General features: G+C 71.3%; 16 protein-coding genes and 1 riboswitch. Of the genes, 8 read left to right on the top strand and 8 right to left on the bottom strand.

Annotated features, from left to right (window positions below; genetic code table 11):
- Nucleotides 1–271: 271 nt before the first annotated feature.
- Together ACF059_RS25505 and ACF059_RS25500 are read right to left on the bottom strand one after the other, a co-directional pair.
- Nucleotides 272–1,648 (bottom strand): trehalose-6-phosphate synthase, encoded by a 1,377-nt coding sequence (locus ACF059_RS25505; RefSeq protein WP_392061186.1) that lies wholly within the window; start codon nucleotides 1,646–1,648, stop codon nucleotides 272–274.
- Between the two features lie 46 nt (nucleotides 1,649–1,694).
- Nucleotides 1,695–2,645, bottom strand: a complete 951-nt coding sequence (locus ACF059_RS25500) for a glucosyl-3-phosphoglycerate synthase (RefSeq protein ID WP_392061183.1) — start codon at nucleotides 2,643–2,645, stop codon at nucleotides 1,695–1,697.
- Between the two features lie 186 nt (nucleotides 2,646–2,831).
- Nucleotides 2,832–2,987, top strand: a riboswitch (SAM riboswitch).
- 17 nt (nucleotides 2,988–3,004) lie between these two features.
- On the opposite strand from ACF059_RS25500, the gene thrC reads away from it, so the two are divergent.
- The 4 genes from thrC (at nucleotide 3,005) to groL (ending at nucleotide 7,162) form a co-directional block, all read left to right on the top strand.
- The gene (thrC, locus tag ACF059_RS25495) at nucleotides 3,005–4,279 is read left to right on the top strand and encodes a threonine synthase (RefSeq protein ID WP_360894041.1); all 1,275 of its coding nucleotides are present in this window, start codon (nucleotides 3,005–3,007) and stop codon (nucleotides 4,277–4,279) included.
- A gap of 40 nt (nucleotides 4,280–4,319) precedes the next feature.
- Nucleotides 4,320–4,598 (top strand): MoaD/ThiS family protein, encoded by a 279-nt coding sequence (locus ACF059_RS25490; RefSeq protein WP_366869209.1) that lies wholly within the window; start codon nucleotides 4,320–4,322, stop codon nucleotides 4,596–4,598.
- Between the two features lie 402 nt (nucleotides 4,599–5,000).
- Nucleotides 5,001–5,207 carry a cold-shock protein gene (locus ACF059_RS25485; RefSeq protein ID WP_030009783.1) on the top strand — a complete coding sequence of 69 codons (207 nt, stop codon included), beginning with the start codon at nucleotides 5,001–5,003 and terminating at the stop codon, nucleotides 5,205–5,207.
- Nucleotides 5,208–5,539: 332 nt separating this feature from the next.
- Nucleotides 5,540–7,162, top strand: a complete 1,623-nt coding sequence (groL, locus tag ACF059_RS25480) for a chaperonin GroEL (protein WP_360894033.1) — start codon at nucleotides 5,540–5,542, stop codon at nucleotides 7,160–7,162.
- A gap of 102 nt (nucleotides 7,163–7,264) precedes the next feature.
- Here the strand turns inward: groL and ACF059_RS25475 are convergent, their stop codons facing one another.
- Nucleotides 7,265–7,837: a Uma2 family endonuclease gene (locus tag ACF059_RS25475; protein ID WP_392061228.1), complete on the bottom strand. Its 573-nt coding sequence runs from the start codon at nucleotides 7,835–7,837 to the stop codon at nucleotides 7,265–7,267.
- A gap of 137 nt (nucleotides 7,838–7,974) precedes the next feature.
- On the opposite strand from ACF059_RS25475, the gene ACF059_RS25470 reads away from it, so the two are divergent.
- Nucleotides 7,975–8,586, top strand: coding sequence for a phosphoribosylanthranilate isomerase (locus tag ACF059_RS25470; RefSeq protein WP_392061178.1), 612 nt, complete (start codon nucleotides 7,975–7,977; stop codon nucleotides 8,584–8,586).
- 60 nt (nucleotides 8,587–8,646) lie between these two features.
- Here the strand turns inward: ACF059_RS25470 and ACF059_RS25465 are convergent, their stop codons facing one another.
- The gene (locus ACF059_RS25465; RefSeq protein ID WP_392061175.1) at nucleotides 8,647–8,991 is read right to left on the bottom strand and encodes a protease inhibitor I9 family protein; all 345 of its coding nucleotides are present in this window, start codon (nucleotides 8,989–8,991) and stop codon (nucleotides 8,647–8,649) included.
- Between the two features lie 372 nt (nucleotides 8,992–9,363).
- Here ACF059_RS25465 and ACF059_RS25460 point away from each other — a divergent pair, with 372 nt between their 5' ends.
- Nucleotides 9,364–10,542 (top strand): S8 family serine peptidase, encoded by a 1,179-nt coding sequence (locus ACF059_RS25460; protein WP_392061173.1) that lies wholly within the window; start codon nucleotides 9,364–9,366, stop codon nucleotides 10,540–10,542.
- A gap of 4 nt (nucleotides 10,543–10,546) precedes the next feature.
- Here ACF059_RS25460 and ACF059_RS25455 read toward each other — a convergent pair whose 3' ends face one another.
- Together ACF059_RS25455 and ACF059_RS25450 are read right to left on the bottom strand one after the other, a co-directional pair.
- Nucleotides 10,547–10,801, bottom strand: a complete 255-nt coding sequence (locus ACF059_RS25455) for a DUF397 domain-containing protein (protein WP_392061170.1) — start codon at nucleotides 10,799–10,801, stop codon at nucleotides 10,547–10,549.
- Entirely contained in the window at nucleotides 10,785–11,621 is an 837-nt protein-coding gene (locus tag ACF059_RS25450; RefSeq protein WP_392061167.1) for a Scr1 family TA system antitoxin-like transcriptional regulator, read from the bottom strand. Before ACF059_RS25450 ends, ACF059_RS25455 begins: the two co-directional genes overlap by 17 nt.
- Before the next feature lie 113 nt (nucleotides 11,622–11,734).
- Here ACF059_RS25450 and ACF059_RS25445 point away from each other — a divergent pair, with 113 nt between their 5' ends.
- Both ACF059_RS25445 and ACF059_RS25440 read left to right on the top strand, forming a co-directional pair.
- A complete protein-coding gene (locus tag ACF059_RS25445) occupies nucleotides 11,735–11,956 on the top strand; it encodes a hypothetical protein (RefSeq protein ID WP_366869200.1) in 222 nt (73 codons plus the stop codon).
- Nucleotides 11,953–12,639, top strand: a complete 687-nt coding sequence (locus ACF059_RS25440) for a hypothetical protein (RefSeq protein WP_366869199.1) — start codon at nucleotides 11,953–11,955, stop codon at nucleotides 12,637–12,639. The genes ACF059_RS25445 and ACF059_RS25440 overlap by 4 nt, the downstream gene beginning before the upstream one ends.
- Here the strand turns inward: ACF059_RS25440 and ACF059_RS25435 are convergent.
- Nucleotides 12,626–13,606 carry a GNAT family N-acetyltransferase gene (locus tag ACF059_RS25435; RefSeq protein WP_392061163.1) on the bottom strand — a complete coding sequence of 327 codons (981 nt, stop codon included), beginning with the start codon at nucleotides 13,604–13,606 and terminating at the stop codon, nucleotides 12,626–12,628. The genes ACF059_RS25440 and ACF059_RS25435 overlap by 14 nt on opposite strands.
- Nucleotides 13,607–13,708: 102 nt before the next feature.
- Nucleotides 13,709–15,214: a PTS transporter subunit EIIC gene (locus ACF059_RS25430; protein WP_392061160.1), complete on the bottom strand. Its 1,506-nt coding sequence runs from the start codon at nucleotides 15,212–15,214 to the stop codon at nucleotides 13,709–13,711.
- Nucleotides 15,215–15,226 lie beyond the last annotated feature (12 nt).

Here is a 15,226-nt window from a genome sequence, read left to right as displayed (position 1 = left end):
GCCGGTGCCGTGCCGTGCCGTGCTTGCCGTGCCGTGGCCGCCTGCGGACCGTATGGGGGGGGGGCGCCCCCCCCCCCCCCCCCCCCCCCCCCCCCCCCGCGGGGGGGGGCGGGGGGCCCCCCCCCCCCCCCCCCCCCCCCCCCCCCCCCCGCCGGGGGGGGCGGGCCGCGGCACCAACGCCGACGAGGCTGGGTTTGGCCCAGCGCAGCTGGATGTGCCCCTGCGGGGGTGGGGTTGGTCCGGCGCAGCCGGAGGGGGGTCCGGGATGGCCTCAGGCTCGGAGGTCCGTCAGTTGGGTGGTGAACCACGCCGACGGGGGGAGGGCCGTCGCGGCTGCGGACAGGCGTTTCGTGCGTTCCGCACGCTCCGCCTCCGGCATGGACAGCGCAGCGTGCAGCGCCTCCGCCGTCGCCGTCACGTCGTACGGGTTGACCGTCAGCGCGTCCTCGCGGAGCTCCTCGTACGCCCCCGCGCCCGTCGACAGGACCAGCGCGCAGCCCGCCTCCGACACCACCGGGATCTCCTTCGCCACGAGGTTCATGCCGTCCCGGACCGGGTTGACCAGCGCGACGTCCGCCAGCCGGTACGCCGCCAGTGAGCGGGCGAAGTCGTCCTGCACCGACACCAGCACCGGCTGCCAGTCCGCCGTCCCGAACTCCTCGTTCACGGCCGCCGCCAGCTCCCGTACCGACTGGGTGTACTCCCGGTACACCGCCAGGTCCTGCCGGGACGGGTACGCCGAGGCGAGGTGCACCACGCGGCCCCGCCATTCGGGGTGTGAGGCGAGCAGTTCGCGGTAGGCCAGCAGGCCCCGCAGGATGTTCTTCGACAGCTCCGTGCGGTCCACCCGGACGATCGTCTTCAGGCCGCCGACCTGCTCCCGCAGCTCCGCCAGCTTCGCGTCGACCTCCGGCCGGTGCGCGAGCGCGCGCAGCTCGTCGCCGTCCACGCCCAGCGGGTACACCGCCACGCGCGCCGTCGCGGCGCCCGTACCCGCCCCGGTGCCCTCCACGAACGCGTTCGCCCACGCCCGCGTGTGGAAGCCCGCCACGTCCGCGCCCAGCATCCCCCGCGCGAGCTCGACGCGGACCTCGGAGGGGAGCATCTGGAGGAACTCCGGCGACGCCCACGGCGTGTGCGTGAAGTGCCCGATCCGCAGGTCCGGCCGCAGCTCCCGCAGCTGCCCCGGGACCAGCGCGAGGTGGTAGTCCTGCACCAGGACGCACGCCTCCGGCGCCGCCTCCTCGGCCAGCGCCTCGGCGAAGGCGCGGTTGTAGGACCGGTACGACTCCCACCGGCGCCAGAACGCCGCGTCGAAGACCGGCTCGCGCGGGATGTCGTACAGGTGGTGGTGGGTGAACCACAGCACCGAATTGGCGATCCCGTTGTACGCGTCGTCGTACACCGTGGGATCGATGTCCAGCATCCGGACGCCCGGCTCGGCCACCCCCCGGCGGACCGCCTCCCGGTCCGCCTCCGACAGCGCCGCGCAGATCCACAGCGTCTGCGGCTGCTCCGCGAGGGCCGCCGAGAGCCCGGAGACGAGGCCGCCCCCGCCGCGCCGGGCGCTGAGACCGCCGTCGGTGTCGAGGGTGTACGAGAGGGGGCCGCGGTTCGCGGCGACGAGTACCTGATGGGATGCAGCCATGTCGCGAACCTAGCCCGGGCCGGGCCCGCTCAAACCGTCCGCTGCGTCACGCCACGCGCCGCAGCGCGTACTCCTTGACCTCCAGCATCGGCGGCCGCTCCTCGGTGTCCACCGCGTACGTCCGCGGTACGAAGCCCTCCGGCCCCCGCTCGAACTGCGTCAGCTCCGGCCGTACGAGGTGCCCGCGCGAGAGCCGCAGCAGGGCCGTGCGGTAGATCGCCGCGGCCATCCGGCCCAGCGCCTGTCCGTCCTGATGGCGGTGCAGGCGTACGCCCACGTCCACCTGGGCCAGCGCGTCCAGCCCGACCGTGTGCAGCGCGTCCACCAGAAGGCCCAGCTCGACTCCGTACCCGACGGGGAACGGCAGCCGTTCCAGCAGGGAGCGGCGTACGGCGTACTCGCCGCCCAGCGGCTGGACGAAACCGGCCAGCTGCGGCCAGTGGAGGTTGAGCAGGGGACGGGCCACCAGCTCGGTGACCCTGCCGCCCTGGCCGGGGGCGTCGCCCAGCGGGCGGTCGTACATCGCCTTGACGAAGTGCACGTCCGGCTCGGTGAGCAGCGGCCCGACGATCCCCGAGACGAAGGAGGCCGAGAAGTCCCGCAGGTCGGCGTCGACGAAGCAGACGATGTCACCGCTGGTGGCCAGCAGCGAGCGCCACAGCACCTCGCCCTTGCCGTGCAGCGCCGGGATCCTCGGCAGGATCTCGTCGCGGTGCACCACCCGCGCTCCGGCGTCCGCGGCGACCTGCGCGGTCCGGTCCTGCGAGCCCGAGTCGACGACCAGCAGTTCGTCCACCAGGGGGACGGGCGGTCCCTCGATCAGCTCGCGCCGGATCGTCTCGACGATCGCGCCGACGGTGGCTTCCTCGTCGAGCGCGGGCAGCACGACGCTGACCGTGCTGCCTGTCGCCCGTTTCCGGTCGAGCAGCTGGTCGAGCGGTCGGTCGGCGGCTGACCAGGAGCGGTCGGCCAGCCAGCGCTCCACCTCTTCCAGCACTCTCGGCACTCCCTGTTTCGTCCCCTGTATGGACCGGTTTGTGATCCATCTCGCGGTTCGGACGGCTGTCTCAACCACCCGGCCCTTCGGTTACAGTCTTGAACAACGCGAAGGACCACCGCATGCCGGGGGTCCCCGCGAACAAACGCACCGGCGCGCCACAGAGCGCGTATGCCGGTGCCATACCGCTCATCCAGAGGGGCAGAGGGACACGGCCCGTTGAAGCCCCGGCAACCCTCCAGTCGGTTCTCGTGATGCGTCACACGCATCCCCGCGAGGTCCCCGGCTAGGGAAGGTGCCAATTCCGTCTCATGGCGAAGTGCGCCATGGGGAAGATGAGGAGAAAGGGCCTCGCCATCATGGCTGCACAGACTGTCGCCACCTCTGTCGATCTCGGACCTGCCACCGGCCTCTCGTGCCGTGAGTGCGGTACCCGCTTCGAACTCGGCCCCATCTTCGCGTGCGTCGAGTGTTTCGGACCGCTGGAAGTCGCCTACGACCTTCCCACCGGTGACCCCGAAGCCCTGCGCGCCGCGATCGAGGCCGGCCCGAACAACATCTGGCGGTACGCGCCGCTGCTGCCCGTCCCCGCGGACGTGGCGTCCAAGCCGAGCCTGAACCCGGGCTTCACCAAGCTCGTGGACGCGGCCAACCTGGCCAAGGAGCTCGGCGTCACCGGCAAGCTCTACGTCAAGGACGACTCGGGCAACCCGACGCACTCCTTCAAGGACCGCGTCGTGGCCATCGCCGTCGAGGCGGCCCGCGCCTTCGGCTTCACCACCCTGTCCTGCTCCTCCACGGGCAACCTGGCCGGCGCCGTCGGCGCCGCGGCCGCCCGGGCGGGCTTCCGCTCCTGCGTGTTCATCCCGCACGACCTGGAGCAGGGCAAGGTCGTCATGGCCGGTGTCTACGGCGGCGACCTGGTCGGCATCGAGGGTAACTACGACGACGTCAACCGCTTCTGCTCCGAGCTCATCGGCGACCCGCTGGGCGAGGGCTGGGGCTTCGTCAACGTCAACCTGCGCCCGTACTACGGCGAGGGCTCCAAGACCCTGGCGTACGAGATCTGCGAGCAGCTCGGCTGGCGGCTGCCCGACCAGATCGTGATCCCGATCGCGTCCGGCTCGCAGCTGACGAAGATCGACAAGGGTCTGCAGGAGCTGATCAAGCTCGGCCTCGTCGAGGACAAGCCGTACAAGATCTTCGGCGCCCAGGCCGAGGGCTGCTCCCCGGTGTCGACCGCCTTCAAGGCCGGTCACGACGTGGTCCGCCCGCAGAAGCCGAACACCATCGCCAAGTCGCTGGCCATCGGCAACCCGGCGGACGGCCCGTACGTCCTGGACATCGCGCGGCGCACCGGCGGTTTCGTCGAGGACGTCAACGACGAGCAGGTCGTCGAGGCCATCAAGATCCTCGCCCAGACCGAGGGCATCTTCGCCGAGACCGCGGGCGGCGTGACCGTCGGCGTGACGAAGAAGCTCATCGAGAACGGGCAGCTCGACCCGGAGCTGACGACCGTCATCCTCAACACCGGTGACGGCCTCAAGACCCTGGAGGCGGTGGCCGCGGACAGCGGGCAGACCGCCACCATCCGCCCGAGCCTGGACGCCTTCCGCGCCGCCGGCCTGGCGTGACCTGACCAACCCCCTGCTCTACCGGAAAGGCAGTAGCGCCATGAGCGTCAACGTCCGCATCCCCACCATCCTGCGCACCTACACCGGCGGCAAGGCCGAGGTCCCGGCCGAGGGCGCGACCCTCGCCGAGGTCATCGAGTCCCTGGAGAAGAACCACCCGGGCATCGCCGCGCGCGTCCTGGACGACCAGGGCAAGCTGCGCCGCTTCGTGAACGTCTACGTCAACGACGACGACGTGCGGTTCGAGGGCGGGCTGGAGGCGGTGACGCCGGACGGCGCCGGTGTCTCGATCATCCCCGCCGTGGCCGGCGGCTGCTGACCTCCGCGGAATCCGACGGGACGCGAAAAAACAGAATTGCCCCCTCCGCTAAAAGCGGAGGGGGCAATTCTGCTTGATTGGGCGCGGTAGAGTTGGGGAAGTCCCCTCCGCGGTTCTTGCCCGCCGCATATGAACGGGCCGCGTGAGGGTCGACATCGGGCCAATGTGCAAGCGCGGTATGGGGCTTTGGCGAGATATGTCGGGCCCGAGTTGCCCTGGAAGATGCCAGATTTTCACTCTATTTCAATGTTTCTCGGTGCCCAGAATTCTCGTCGGATTGACCTGTTGCAGACAGCACTCGCGCAGATACATTCAGCCTCGGTCGACGCGTTCCGGCGCAAGTTCTGACCCGGGAGCGCGAAGTGCGTTCCCGCGCAAGGGCCAGTAATAGGGGAGTTAGGCATGGCTCAGGGCACCGTCAAGTGGTTCAACGCGGAGAAGGGCTACGGCTTCATCGCGGTCGACGGTGGTGCGGATGTGTTCGTCCACTACAGCGCCATCCAGATGGACGGGTACCGCACCCTTGAAGAGGGTCAGCGGGTCGAGTTCGAGATCTCGCAGGGCCAGAAGGGTCCGCAGGCGGACATGGTCAAGCTCGCGCTCGGCTAGTCCTGAAGCGGTCGACCAAGACGAACGACCAAAGACCTACGAGGGGCCCACATCCTGGACACGGGATGGGGGCCCCTCGTGCGCGTGCCCGGTGCTGACGGGGGTGCGGCGCGGTCGACACCCGGGTGTTGGCCCAAGCCGCTTGCACTCGGAGGGGTCGAGTGCTAATCATTGGCGTTAGCACTCTCCCGGTGAGAGTGCTTAAAACGAGGACCGGGTCGGTGAGGCCCGCAGGGTCCGGCGGGAAGGAACCGCCGGGCACGCAGGCCGTCCGTCGCGGGCGCGGGCGCGGTCCGGGAGCAATCCACCGCTGTCCGGGAGGACCACTTCAGATGGCCAAGATCATTGCGTTCGACGAGGAGGCCCGCCGCGGTCTCGAGCGTGGGATGAACCAGCTCGCCGACGCCGTCAAGGTCACCCTTGGCCCCAAGGGTCGCAACGTCGTCCTTGAGAAGAAGTGGGGCGCCCCCACGATCACCAACGATGGTGTCTCCATCGCCAAGGAGATCGAGCTCGAGGACCCGTACGAGAAGATCGGCGCCGAGCTGGTCAAGGAAGTCGCCAAGAAGACGGACGACGTCGCCGGCGACGGTACGACCACCGCCACCGTGCTCGCCCAGGCACTCGTCCGCGAGGGCCTGCGCAACGTGGCCGCCGGCGCCAACCCGATGGCCCTCAAGCGTGGTATCGAGAAGGCCGTCGAGGCCGTCTCCGCCGCCCTGCTCGCCCAGGCCAAGGATGTCGAGACCAAGGAGCAGATCGCTTCGACGGCCTCCATCTCCGCCGCCGACACCCAGATCGGCGAGCTCATCGCCGAAGCCATGGACAAGGTCGGCAAGGAAGGCGTCATCACCGTCGAGGAGTCCCAGACCTTCGGTCTGGAGCTGGAGCTCACCGAGGGTATGCGCTTCGACAAGGGCTACATCTCGGCGTACTTCGCCACCGACATGGAGCGTATGGAGGCGTCCCTGGACGACCCGTACATCCTGATCGTCAACTCCAAGATCGGCTCGGTCAAGGACCTGCTGCCGCTCCTGGAGAAGGTCATGCAGTCCGGCAAGCCGCTGCTGATCATCGCCGAGGACGTCGAGGGCGAGGCCCTGTCGACCCTGGTCGTCAACAAGATCCGTGGCACCTTCAAGTCCGTCGCCGTCAAGGCCCCGGGCTTCGGTGACCGCCGCAAGGCCATGCTCGGTGACATCGCCATCCTCACGGGCGGCACCGTCATCTCCGAGGAGGTCGGCCTCAAGCTGGAGAACGCCGGTCTCGACCTGCTCGGCCGCGCCCGCAAGGTCGTCATCACCAAGGACGAGACCACCATCGTCGACGGTGCCGGTGACAGCGACCAGGTCGCCGGTCGCGTGAACCAGATCCGCGCCGAGATCGAGAACTCGGACTCGGACTACGACCGTGAGAAGCTCCAGGAGCGCCTCGCGAAGCTGGCCGGCGGCGTGGCCGTCATCAAGGCCGGTGCCGCGACCGAGGTCGAGCTCAAGGAGCGCAAGCACCGCATCGAGGACGCCGTTCGCAACGCGAAGGCGGCCGTCGAGGAGGGCATCGTCGCCGGTGGTGGCGTGGCCCTGCTCCAGGCCTCCTCGGTCTTCGAGAAGCTCGACCTGTCGGGTGACGAGGCGACCGGCGCCAACGCCGTGAAGCTCGCCCTGGAGGCCCCGCTCAAGCAGATCGCCGTCAACGGTGGTCTCGAGGGTGGCGTCGTCGTGGAGAAGGTCCGCAACCTCACCGTGGGCTGGGGCCTGAACGCCGCGACCGGCGAGTACGTCGACATGATCGCCGAGGGCATCATCGACCCGGCGAAGGTCACCCGTTCCGCCCTGCAGAACGCGGCGTCCATCGCGGCCCTCTTCCTCACCACCGAGGCCGTCATCGCCGACAAGCCCGAGAAGGCCGGCGCCGGCGCCCCGGGCGGCATGCCGGGCGGTGACATGGACTTCTGATCGACCCCTGGCTCCGGCCTCTGGTTGATCGGCTGTTCTCGTACCGAGGGCGGCACCCTCTCCTGGCGGAGGGGGTGCCGCCCTCGGGCGTTTTCCGGCCCGCTAGAAGCCGGTGGTGTCCAGTTCGAAGCCGAAGGGCTCCGGGACGGGCAGCGGCTCACCGAAGGACACCGTCTTGCGGGACCGGTACCCGTGCGGGGAAGGGTCCCAGAAGCAGGTGATCTCCAAGCCCTGCATGTCCACGACCAGGTAGACCGGCACGAGCTGGCCGTACACCTCCAGCTTTTCGTTCCAGTCGACGTCCTTGGTGGAGACGGACGTGAACTCGCCGACCAGCGACAGCGCCGCTCCATCCGCGTACAGCCCGTCCTCTTCGAACGCCGCCTCGTCTGCGACGTACAGGTCCGGCCCGTAGCCGCGTTCCGACGCTGCGAATCGGAAGAGGAAGGGCGAGGTGTCCGCGAAGTGCCCCTTCGGGACGTGAGCCTGGAGCTGCTCGCGCAGCATTCGCATGCGGCGGGAATAGCGCAGTTGCGAAAACGGCGACACGACGATCTTCCCCCGGATGAGCTCGGCCTTGAAGCCGTCTGGCGTGTTCAGCTCCGCGACCGTGCGCAGGAGTGTCTCGAACGTCGGCGGTGCCGCCTGCTCTATGGGTGTGGCCCGTTCGATCATGATCGTCACCGTCGTCCTCCGCGTGGTGTGCCGTGCACTGGGCGTGGGCTCCGTTCCAGGCTAGCGGCGTGTGGATGGCCTCGCCCGGGTGCCGAGACGGATACCCACCCCTCGGGGGGTTTTGATTGACTGGGGACATGAGCGATCTGTTCGTCAAGATCTGCGGGCTGCGGACCGCGCACGACGTCGACGTGGCCGTGGCGGCCGGGGCCGATGCGGTGGGGTTCGTGTTCGCGCCCGGCAGCCCCCGTACGGTCGACGCCGCGACCGCGCGGGACCTCGCCCGGCGGGTGCCGGACGGGGTGCTGACCGTCGGGGTGTTCCGGGGGCAGCCGGTGGACGAGGTGCGCCGGTTCACCGATGACAGCGGCGTACGGGGCGTGCAGCTGCACGGCGAGGAGGGCCCGGAGGACTTCGCGGCGCTGCGCGCCGGCGGCCGGACCCTGCTGCGGGCCACCGCCGAGCGCGTGCGGCGCTGCGGCGAGTACGGCGAGGACCTGCTCCTGCTCGACGCCCCCGACCCCGGCTCCGGCACGCCGTGGAACTGGGGCTCGGCGGACTTCACCGCGCCCGAGGGGCGCTGGCTGCTGGCGGGCGGGCTGAACCCGGGGAACGTGCACCGGGCCGTCGAGGTCACCGGCGCGTGGGGCGTGGACGTGTCCAGCGGGGTGGAGCGGGAGCGCGGGGTGAAGTCGCCGGACCTGATCCGCGCCTTCATCGAAGCAGCGCGCGGCCAGGACGGCGCGTAGGCGCCCAGGGCGCGCCTCAACACCAGGGGAGTTGGGAGCGGCGCCCCGCCGGGCGGCCGGCTAGACGGCTGCGCCGAAGGAGGACGCGCTGCCGTCCTCCTCGACCGATTCCACGAGCGCCGTCGCCCGCAGGGCCTCGGCCTGCTCGGGGGAGAGGCGGGCCGCGAAGCCGTTCAGCGTGCTGCGGTAGACGTGGATCGGGGTGAGCCCGTACGCCTGGGCGACGACGGCCGGGTCGAGACCGGGGCGCACGGCCACGATGTACGTCGGCCAGTCGGCGGCCGGGGCCGTCTGAGGGGCGGGAGCGGGCGGGGCGGTGGAGGCGTGGGCGGGCAGGGCGGCGACGGCGGCCAGTGCGGCGGCGGCGACGGCCGTCGGCAGGGCCCAGCTCGGACGAGTGCGCATGGGGCGAGGCCACCACGTGCGGCCGGGCCGGTCAACGACATCCGGGGGTGTGGCGGGTGCAGGGGAGCGCACCGGCCGTGCGCCCGCTGAAGTGGGGGCGGGCCGTACGGGTGATCTTGCCGGGGCGCGCCGCGCCCGCGCGGGCCGGGACCGCGCGGGGCGCGGCCGCGACGGCACGGGGAGGGCCCTCTCCGCAGCTTGTGCGCCTGGGCGCGTTGCCGAGCCCGCCGGACGATCCGCCGGATGGGCGGGGTGGTTCAAGCCGCGCCGGGGCGGCGCCCGAAGGAAGGGGTGGCCGTCCCCGCAGAGCGTTCCTCGCCGTGGGGGCGGCTCACCCATGCCGACCCTCCACCCCGTCAGGGAGTCCTTTCCATGCGCCTGCTCGCACGTCTGGCCACCGCCACCCTCCTCGCCGTGACCCCGGCCGGGGTCACCGCGGCCTCCGCCGCCGCCCCGGAGCCGACCCCGGCCCCGCTGGTCACGGCGGCCAACCCGGTGCCCGGCAAGTACATCGTCACCCTGACGAAGGGCCAGGACGCGGCGAAGCTCGCGAAGAAGCTGGGCCTGAAGCCGTCGTTCGTCTACACGGCGGCGATGAACGGATTCGCGGTCCCGCTCACCTCGACGCAGCTGACCCTCGTCCGCACCAGCCTGGGTGTGGAGAAGGTGGAGGAGGACGCCTCGGTCCGGGCCCTGCCGACGCCGACCGCCGGGGCGAGGCGCGCTCCGTCGAACTCGTGGGGCCAGGACCGCATCGACCAGAAGAGCCTGCCGCTCGACCAGAGCTTCACCACCCAGGGCAACGGCGCCGGGGTGACCGCGTACATCCTCGACACCGGCATCGACTACCAGCACGCCGAGTTCGGCGGCCGCGCCACCTTCGGCTACGACGCGATCGGTGACGGCCGCGACGGCCAGGACTGCCAGGGCCACGGCACCCACGTCGCGGGCACGGTCGCCGGCGCGACGTACGGCGTGGCGCGCAAGGCGAACCTGGTGAGCGTCCGCGTCCTGGGCTGCGACGGCAGGGGCACCTTGTCCGGGATCATCGCGGGCATGGACTGGGTGGCGAAGAACGCCAAGCAGCCCGCCGTACTGAACGGCTCCCTCGGCGGGGACAAGTCGACTGCGGTGAACGACGCCGCGACCGCCCTGTCCGACGCGGGCGTCCTGCCGGTGATCGCGGCGGGCAATTCCGCGGTCGACGCGTGCACCATCTCACCCGCGTCCGCTGCTCGCGTGGTCACCGTCGGCGCCTCCAACCAGTGGGACGAGGAGACCTTCTTCTCCAACTTCGGCCCGTGCGTGTCCCTCTACGCGCCCGGCCAGGCCATCGTCTCCGCGAAGCTCGGCGGCGGCAGCGTGGCCCTCGACGGAACGTCGATGGCCGCGCCGCACGTCGCCGGCGTCGCCGTCCTCTACAAGCAGGCCCACCCGACGGCGGCCCCGGCGGAGATCGCCGAGTTCCTCGACGAAGAGTCCACCAAGGACTCTCTGCAGAGCCTCAGCAAGGGCAGCCCGAACCAGCTGCTGTTCACCGGCGGTCTGTGACCCGTCAGAGCGTCGCGACGAAGGTCGCCCAGGCCCGTGCGTGGAACACCACGTGCGGGCCTTCAGGCTGCTTGGAGTCCCGGACGGGGACGAGGTCGGGGTGGCCGTCGGCGACTTCGAGGCAGTTGCCTCCGTCGCCAGCGCTGTACGTCGACTTGCGCCAAGTCGCCATTTCCACGCAGCTGCCACCGTCGCCACCGCTGTAGCTGGACTTGTGCCAGACGGCTACCGACAGGTCGTACTCAGGTGTGCTGGTCATGTTCGTATTCCTCCGCCACCGACTCGATCATGGCCAGGGACTCCCGAGGAGAGAGCGCTTGGGCCGTGAGGAGATCGTAGGTCAGGGTGTGCTGAGCCACCGTGGCCGGATCGTCGAATAGTTGGCCCATCCCGACGCCATCTACATACGAGAGTGGGGGAGCGTCGCTGAAGGACATCAGCTTGAGGGTGCCCGCCAGGCCCGAGTGGAAGCCGGCGCTGAAGGGCAGTACTTGCACGATGACGCGGTGAGACCGGATCAGGCTCGCGATGTGACGGAGCGCCCCTGCCAACACCGACGGATTCTCCCCACCCCGGCGCAGTACAGCCTCGTCGAGGACACACCAGAACAACGGGGTAGTTGGATCGCGGAGCAGCTCGGCCCTCACCATCCGGTTGGAGACCAGCTCGTCGATCGCCTCCTGCGTCGCGGTCGGCTGATAGGCGCGGCAGACCTCCCGAGCGTACGAGGCCGTCTGCAACAGCCCGGGAACGATCTGCGGCGCGTACTCCCGGATAGACGTCGCCAGCGCCTCCGCCTCGGCCGCGGCCGCGAAGTGGTCCGGGTACTTGGACTTGGCCGCCGCCTCGCAGTTGCGGGTGAAGAAGCCTCCCGTGCCGAGGATTTCGTCGATCTTGATGGCGTATTCGAGGTGCATCCGGCGGGTACCGGCTTCGAGTTGGCCGATGAACGAGCCGCTCACGAAGAGGGGTTCTCCCAACTCGGCCTGACTCATGCCGGCGCGCTCGCGCGCCACGCGGAGTTCGGCGCCGAGGAGGGCGCGGGGTGAGGTGGAGGGGTCGAGGTCTTTTCCTGCCATGGCAACTCCCTGGAACACGTGGGGTTGTTGCGGGTTTCGCATTGAAAGGCTAGCGAGCGGGTCGCCACTCTGAGTGTCGAAGTCGGATACTCAGAGTAGAAAGGTGACATGTCATGGTGCTCACGCCACAGGAGCGCATGCAGGCGGCTGAGGAGGCCGTCCAGCAGCTGAGGGAGTCCCTCGCCGGGGTCGGCGTCCTCTTCCCCTCGCTGGACGTGGAGCGGGTCTCGGCCGCGGGCTCGTACGGGCTGCCGCTGGTCGATCTCGGCCGCTGCAACCTGGACACCGCGCTCCGCCTCGCCGCCGTTCTGCACGAGCGGGCGGCCGGCGCGTGAGCGAGGCGGTGGAGGCGGCGGAGTTCGCCTTCGAACTGGGCTGGAAGCTGCGCGGGCTGGAGACGGCCCTGGTCGGCGGTGCGTGGCGGCGTAAGGGCATGGGGCCTGCCGTGCGCGTGCGGAGCGCGGCGGGCGGGCTGTTCACCGCCGTCGGGGACGACGGGGAGCGGCGCGAGACGCGGTCGGCCGAGACCGCGGACGAGGCGACGGCGCTCGTGCACGAGGCGTTGGGACTGACGGCGTGGCGGCCGCTGCCGCCTCCGCCGCCGGGGTGGCAGCGGTTCACGCTGGTCCACTGCCCGGTGCAGGAGTGCCCGGAGTACGAGGACGCGCGCTACGCGTCCCTCAAGGCGCGGCCTCCGCAGGGGTGTTCGCCCGCCGAGGTCGGCGGGTACTTCGCGCTGCGCTGTGAGCGGCCGGGAGCGCGGCTGCTGGACGCGGTCGCGGAGACCTGCCGGGAGATCCGGCAGGAGCACGGCCTGCTCATGAACGACCTGGGCATCGAGAAGCTGGGGGAGTGGGCGGCGGACGGTACGGACGGCTGGGGCGCGGAGATCGTCGGCCAGCTGCTGCTGATGGCGGCCGAGCGCGGGCCCAAGCTCGGCTACAGCGAGGACGACCTGGTGCGGTTCCTGCGGGCCGCGGCCGCGGGCCCTCGGTGTGAGGCCGTCACGGGCGGCTGACCAGGTCCGTGCGCAGGCGGGCGTGGAGGTGCTCGTCGTGCCAGCCGTCCGCGTGGAGGAGGGCGCCGCGCATGGTGCCCTCCAGGGGAAAACCGGCCTTGGTGGCGATGGCGCAGGAGGCGGGGTTGGCGACCGAGTGGGTGATGCGCACGCGCTGGAGGCCCAGTTCGTCGAAGGCCCAGCGGGCGATGAGGTCCGTGGCGGTGACCATGAGCCGTTTGCCGCGTCCGGCGGGGAGCAGCCAGTAGAGGATCTCGCCGCTGCCGCCGCGGAGATCGAGGTCGGCCACGCCGATCAGGCCGACGGCCGGGCCGCCGATGGCGGGGGCGATCGCCCAGATCGCGGCCTCCTCGGCCTGCCAGAGGCCGCGGAAGCGCGCGATGCGGTCCTCGGCCTCCGCCAGGGTGCGGTGGCCGGGGCGGTTCCAGTGCTGGATGTCGGGGTCCTTGCAGGCCGCGACCAGGGAGGGGGCGTCGTACGTCTCCCAGGGCCGCATCAGCATCCCACCGGGGAGGGCGAGCCCGGGCTGGGGCAGGGAGGACATCCGGCCGGCGGGCACGACCGCGGGTATGGGCTCGCAGGCGCGGAACCGGGCCAGGAGGGCGCGGCCCTCGGGGCCGTCGGGGCGGAAGGACTGCCGGGCCAGCTCGGGCGGGACGGCCGGGCCGTGGAGGCGGGCCTCGTGGCAGCCGAAGCAGAACCGCGCCTCGAACAGCGGGGGTTCGAGCGCGTCGCGGTAGGCGCGGATCGCCCAGCCGGGGTGCCGGCCGCAGGGGTGCGGCCCGCCGGGGTGTGGTGCGCTGCTCGGCAGGGCGGCGATCAGGGTGAGGGCCGGCTGCGCCTCGGCCGGGGACCAGACGGCGACCGGCTTGCCGGGGTGGGGTTCGTCGTGGCCGGGGGGCTCGGGGTCGACGCGTATGACCTCGAAGAGGGTGGCGCGGGCGAGGACTTCGGTGGGGAGCAGCATGGGCACAGCATCGTGCGCGCCGCTCCCCACCGGCCAATCGGTGAGGGCGGGGGCGGGCGTTTTCGGCCAAGGGGGGCTTCAGGCCAGGGCCGGGGATCTACGTCAGGACGTCAGGGCCGGGGCCTTGTCGGGTTCGGTCACCGTGCCCGGGGTGGGGTCCGGGTCGGTGTTCAGGTCGGCCAGCATCCGGCTGGTGAAGCCGAAGAAGTAGGTGGCGGCGAAGCCCACGAGGTAGCCCACGGTCAGGCCGCCCGCGTAGACGGCGACGGTGGCGCCCATGCCCGAGGTGCCGTCCAGGAGGGGGAACAGGGCCCAGCCGGAGGGCCCGATGGCCGTGGAGCCGAAGGACAGGCCGAGCTGGTGGAAGAGGCCGACGAAGGCGCCGCCCGCCGCGCCGCCCACGCAGGCGGTGACGAAGGGGCGGCCGAGCGGCAGGGAGACGCCGTAGATCAGCGGTTCGCCGACGCCCAGGAAGCCCGCGGGGAGCGCGGACTTGATGGTGGCGCGCAGCGAGCGGTTGCGCGGGAGCCGGTAGTAGACGGCGATGGCCGCGCCGACCTGGCCCGCGCCCGCCATGGCGAGGATGGGGAGCAGGACGGTGTGGCCGGTCTGGTCGATGAGGGTGGTGTGCAGGGGGATCAGGGCCTGGTGCAGGCCCAGCATGACGAGGGGCAGGAACAGTCCGCCGAGGACCAGGCCCGCGAAGGCGCCGCCGGTGTCGAGCAGGCCGTTGGCGAAGGCGCCGATGGCGGCGGAGGCCTCACCGGCCAGGAACATCAGGCCGAAGAGGGTGACCAGGCCCGGGATCAGGACCGTAAGGGTGGGGGTGACCAGGACGTCCAGGACCTCCGGGACCCACCGGCGGCACCACTTCTCCACGTGCACGGCGAGCAGGGCGGCGGCGAGCGCGCCGAGGACGCCGCCCTGGCCGGGGGAGAGGGAGTGACCGAAGGCGTCGATCTTGGCGACGCCGGGGAAGACGATGATCGCGGCGACCGCGCCGCCCAGTACGGGCGTGCCGCCGAACTCCTTGGCCGTGTTGTGGCCGACGAACACCGCGATCAGCGACAGGAAGCCGGAGGCGATGGCCGTGAGGGCCGGGACGACGGCGGGCAGCCAGCCGAGGTTGCTGAGCATGCCGCCCAGGCCCGCGATGATGCCGCAGCCGATCAGGGCGGGGATGAGCGGGACGAAGATGTTCGCGAGGCGGCGCAGGAACAGTTTGAAGGGGGTGGAGTTGCGTGCCTTCTGCGCCTCCTTCAACGCGGCGCCCCGGTCGGCCAGTCCGTCGCCGGTGACGGGGTGTGGGTGCGGGTGCGGGCGCGGGGCGGCGGGGGCGGCCGGTGAGCGGCCCTCCTCGACCAATGCCTCGAACTGCGGGGTGACGCGGGCGACCGCGCCCGGGCCCAGCACGATCTGGTAGGTGTCGTCGTCGACCACGCCCAGGACCGCCGGGAGGGCGCGCAGGGCCTCGTCGTCGACGAGCGAGCGGTCCCGCAGGCCGATGCGCAGGCGGGTCATGCAGTGCGCGATCGAGGTGATGTTGTCCGGGCCGCCGACCAGGGGGAGGATCGCGGCGGCGGTGGCGCGGTTCGGGTCCGTGGACATGGAGGGTCGCCT

This window comes from Streptomyces sp. NPDC016562, from assembly GCF_043076955.1.
In the GTDB taxonomy this organism is placed as follows: Bacteria; Actinomycetota; Actinomycetes; order Streptomycetales; family Streptomycetaceae; genus Streptomyces.
This window is presented reverse-complemented; position numbering and strand designations above follow the sequence as displayed.